The 4,196-nt window shown below is 35.2% G+C and carries 3 protein-coding genes; all 3 read left to right on the top strand.

Annotation, left to right across the window (positions count from 1 at the left end):
* The first annotated feature begins 419 nt into the window (after window positions 1-419).
* The 3 genes from MWU65_RS17285 to MWU65_RS17295 all read left to right on the top strand — a co-directional run bounded on the left by MWU65_RS17285 (window position 420) and on the right by MWU65_RS17295 (window position 3,583).
* Window positions 420-944, top strand: a complete 525-nt coding sequence (locus MWU65_RS17285) for a hypothetical protein (RefSeq protein WP_247079933.1) — start codon at window positions 420-422, stop codon at window positions 942-944.
* A 332-nt stretch (window positions 945-1,276) separates the two neighbouring features.
* Window positions 1,277-2,782, top strand: coding sequence for a M20/M25/M40 family metallo-hydrolase (locus MWU65_RS17290; RefSeq protein ID WP_247079934.1), 1,506 nt, complete (start codon window positions 1,277-1,279; stop codon window positions 2,780-2,782).
* Window positions 2,783-3,394: 612 nt separating this feature from the next.
* The gene (locus tag MWU65_RS17295) at window positions 3,395-3,583 is read left to right on the top strand and encodes a hypothetical protein (protein ID WP_247079935.1); all 189 of its coding nucleotides are present in this window, start codon (window positions 3,395-3,397) and stop codon (window positions 3,581-3,583) included.
* Window positions 3,584-4,196 lie beyond the last annotated feature (613 nt).

Genomic DNA, 4,196 nt, shown 5'->3' on the forward strand with positions numbered 1-4,196 from the left:
GCCTATGGAGATTTAAGGTTAACTACTTATCGTAAAATCCTTGAATTTAATTTTAAAAAGTAAGTGTGCTTTTGATAACTCAGTTATACTATTGTTTTGTGTCGGCCCAGACCTCTGGCAGGATTCCTATTTCCACCGCAGAGGGCGTTAAGAATCAAATGCTGTCTGAGCGCTAGCGAGTTCATTTGATTTAGCGCCGAGGATGAGAAATATATCCGAAGAGGTCCAGCCGTGATTTTTTTGGTTCGTTTTTTTATCTAGAAAAAAATGAACAATTCCTAATAGAATTTGGAAACACCAAGGCTTTACTAAGAAGAGAATTACACTAAATTTTAAAATAGTAAATGTGTTTTTGGTATCTTAGAGTATATCAATTTTAATAACAGTATGGATAGAGTAATCTTACGGTTGGCAAACATATGAGAAATGCAATGAGATTAATAGTGTTATTTGTTTTATTTATTGCAGTTTCGTGCAGTGATAAACCGATTGAACCGTTTGAATTATCAATTGCTGACCATAATCAATCACTTAAACGATGGGTTCTTTTCAAACTCTCCAACGAAAAACTTATTATAACATTTCGACGAGAATTGGAAAATGAAAAGGATAGTGTTCTCTACTCCACAACTGAATTTCCAAAACACAAAATTCGTCAATTATCCAATATAAATATAGACAGTCTCAATGTTTTGTACGCAAGTAATTGCCTTGAACACGGAAATATAAGGTCATTTCGATTTACTAAAAATGGAAAATCTATACCTATAAGCCTAGAAAACTATTACCATTATGAACTAAGTCCTGTCATCGAAGTAATAAACGGTATAGTGCCAGAAAAATTTATAATGTATTATGATAAAGCTGAACTGATTAAAGAAATGGAGAGCTGTGGCGAATTTCAGATAATTAAAAGTTGGGAAGAATATGATAACGAAAAGTAAATGCGTTTGCTTGCAATACCAATTATAAAAGGGCCTAGTCCAGTCCGCCATGGCTAACCTATGGTTTCTAATGAGGTCTTACCTTCTTTTACCCAGATAGTAAAAGAGTTAAAGCTTCCAAACATATTTTAATACTTGGATTGTTTATTCTACTTCGAAGTTGCAAACTTCGAAGAGCAGAATCTACAAAACTTAGTTAGGTGCTTGCAATACCCTTATATGTGATTTTGAGAAACAAATTTCTATAGCCTATTCATTTTTAGTAACTTAGGTGGTGTAATAGTACTAACAGTATGGATACAGCTGTCTGTATGTTGTACCTAATATAATTCATGATGAAAAAAAAGAGGATCTTCTATTTCATGCTGCTAGTTTTGTTTAGCTATCAGCATGCTGCTATCGCTCAAAGTAAAGTTGGGAATACCTCCTTGGTGCTACATAAGGCGACTCATAAACAACTAAAGGAATATGATCGTTTTTTCGAAGAAAATCATAAAAGACATATCAATGAGTTAGTTGAGCTGATTGCCCTCCCGACCATGTCTATGAAACCAGAAAACAAGCCAGAACTCAAAAAAGCGGCAGACTTACTTAAAGACATGCTTTATACCATTGGTATGGAAAACACAGCCGTGTTTTTCACCAATGAATTGCCAGTAGTTACCGCCACCTATACACCAAACAAAAGGCAACCCACCATTCTTTTTTATGGACATTTTGATGTGCAACCTGTAAATAAAGAACGTTGGAAAAGTGATCCCTTTAGTGCAGAGATACGAGATGAAAGGCTTTATGGAAGAGGGGCCACCGATGACAAGGGGCCTATTATTGCTTTACTTAGCGCCATAGAAGGAATGATAAAGGTAGATGGTAAGCTTCCTGTTAACATCAAGATCCTATTAGACGGTGGCGAAGAAATGGGGAGTCCACATTTACCAATATGGTTGGCTTCTAATCAAGAATGGCTAAGTGATATTGATTTTGGAATTAATGTAGATGCCATGATGAAGGATGACAATCAAGGAATGATGTGGAAAGGACTACGAGGAGCCGCAGACCTTGAAGTCACTATTACATCGGCAAATACCGATTTACACTCAGGCATCTATGGAGGTGTTGCGCCTAATGCGGCTTTAGCAGCTTCTAAAGTGATTGCTTCCCTTTGGAATACTGATGGATCAATAGCTATTAAAGGGTTTTATGATGGGCTAAAACAATATTCTGAAAAAGAACGAAAGGAAATCGCAGCTGTTGTAGACCAAGATCAAGAAGCTAAGGATTTAAAGAAATTCGGCATCCATCAATGGATTGGAGAGCGCGAATACTCCTTTTATGAGCGTCCTTGGATTCGTTCTTCAGTAGACATTACGGGGTTTAAGGCTGGTTATATTGAGGGTAAGGCCTCTATTATACCTCACACTGCTTGGTTTAGAATGTTGGCAAGGACAGGGCCCGACCATGATCCTAAAGAAGTATTGGAAATGCTTAAAAAACACGTCAAAGATAGTCTCCCATGGGGATTGAAAGTAGATTTCAAAGAAAGTGTGATGGGCACCGCACCTGTTTTCGATGAAAATGATTTGGGCTTTAGAATAGGCAAACAAGTATTGACAGACTTTTTCGGGACCCCCCCAAGTATCGTCTATATTGGAGGTACCGTACCGGCCTTGTCGTCTATTCCCGATGGTGGTGGCCCAAATTTAATTTCCGTAGGCTTCCAAAGGAGTGATGAAAATTTTCATGCAGACAATGAATATATGCGTATTGAGAGTTTCAAGAAAGGTCAGCGTATATACGTGAACTTGCTTCATGCATTTGTGAATCAATGGAATAAATAAATACTAGGTACAACCAAGTTTGTGAAATCAGAGTGCCCTCCGGGGTGCAAGGATTCATAACACGCTAGCCTATGAAGGCCTTAGGTTAACTACTTATCGTAAAATCCTTGAATTTAATTTTAAAAAGTAAGTGTGCTTTTGGTAGCTCAGTTACACTATTGACTTGAGCCGGCCTAGACGGCTGGCAGGAGTGATATTTCCACCGCAGAGCGTGTGCTGTTTATGCGCTAGCGAGTTCATTTGATGTAACGCCGAGGATGCGAAATATATCCGAAGAGTCAAGCCGTGATTTTTTTGGTTCGTTTTTTTATCAAGAAAAAAATGAATAAAAGAGTTAAAGTCTCCAAACATATTTTAATACTTGGATTGTTTATTCTACTTCGAAGTTGCAAACTTCGAAGAGCAGATTCGTTTTTTCAGCATGAAAAATAGGAACATTCCCTAAAGGAATTCGAGAACACCAAGCCTTTACTAGGAAGGAAATTATAACAAATTTAAATTTTCTTAGTGGCCTTTACCCTTTCTTTTACCTAGATAGGCTCTGGGAGTATCTTTGTATATAATTTTAATAGCGAGCTCATTTTTAGTAACTTAGGTGATATAAATAAAAATATGGACAAATTATTTAAAAATAACATTTACACAGATATTATTTGGTTGTCGATTGGAGTAATTGGTGGATTATACTTTCTATCAAAAAATAGTTATTGGACTTGTGCTGTTTTCTTTTTTCTAGCAGCTCTCTATATAATTAAAATAGGCAAAGAACGAATCCAGAAAAAAATTCCTGATTCTGAATAAAACTTTGTACAATTAAAATTCCGCTGACCTTTGAGAAGGTTTGCGAACGGTTTTGTAAAGTAAGACCTAACCAGAACGCAAAACTACTTTTGAGCAAAAATATATCCGTAGCGATCCAGCTGTGAATTTTTTGGTTCGTTTTTTCAGCAAGAAAAAAATGAATAAAAGAGTTAAAGCCTCCAAACATATTTTAATACTTGGATTGTTTATTCTACTTCGAAGTTGCAAACTTCGAAGAGCAGAGACGGATGGGGTGATATTTAAAATTAGAATTATGAAAAATTTAAAAAATATTATAGTATTGACTTATTTAATTATTGAAATATTAGCAATTGTCTTATATGTTAATAATGAAATTAATTCAAAAGTTTTCTTTTTAATTTCAATTTCTATGTCAATGATGATAGGATTGTATTTCTACAATAAGAGTCAATTAAGTAAAAAATAAAGCTATTGAATAAATCATTCAATCCATTTTCATTTCAATAAGTAAGAATACAATAAATGACAACGGTTCTTCACAAGATAGCCTATGGAGATTTAAGGTTAACTACTTATCGTAAAATCCTTGAATTTAATTTTAAAAAGTAAGTGTGCTTTTGATAACTCAGTT

Source organism: Cellulophaga sp. F20128, assembly GCF_023015805.1.
GTDB lineage: Bacteria > Bacteroidota > Bacteroidia > Flavobacteriales > Flavobacteriaceae > Cellulophaga.

Bases quoted from the DNA above. Each gene is read 5' to 3' on its own strand.
- MWU65_RS17295 (WP_247079935.1), top strand. From the start codon at position 3,395: ATGGACAAATTATTTAAAAATAACATTTACACAGATATTATTTGGTTG.
- MWU65_RS17285 (WP_247079933.1), top strand. From the start codon at position 420: ATGAGAAATGCAATGAGATTAATAGTGTTATTTGTTTTATTTATTGCA.
- MWU65_RS17290 (WP_247079934.1), top strand. From the start codon at position 1,277: ATGATGAAAAAAAAGAGGATCTTCTATTTCATGCTGCTAGTTTTGTTT.